Here is a 270-nt window from a genome sequence, read left to right as displayed (position 1 = left end):
CAGATTCAGATTATGTCGCTCAATGCGCTGAGTGTAACGCTTGCTGATAACGTGCAGCTTTCCCTTCAGGCGTGATTCATACAGCGGCCAGCCATCCGTTATCCATACCACGACCTCAAAGGCCGACAGCAGGCTCAGAAGACGCTCCAGTGAACCGCCCCGGGAATCCTAGAGACTAAACTCCCTGAGAAAGAGGTAAACAGGATGACTAAAAATACTCGTTTTTCCCCCGAAGTCCGTCAGAGGGCGATTCGTATGGTTCTGGAAAGT

1 pseudogene is annotated in these 270 nt (G+C 51.1%); it reads right to left on the bottom strand.

Annotation, left to right across the window (positions count from 1 at the left end):
* Nucleotides 1-153: pseudogene (locus tag BHE85_RS19895) on the bottom strand (IS1 family transposase); the annotation flags it as partial.
* Nucleotides 154-270 lie beyond the last annotated feature (117 nt).

Source organism: Shigella sp. FC1567 (assembly GCF_001743015.1).
In the GTDB taxonomy this organism is placed as follows: domain Bacteria; phylum Pseudomonadota; class Gammaproteobacteria; order Enterobacterales; family Enterobacteriaceae; genus Escherichia; species Escherichia coli.
This window is presented reverse-complemented; position numbering and strand designations above follow the sequence as displayed.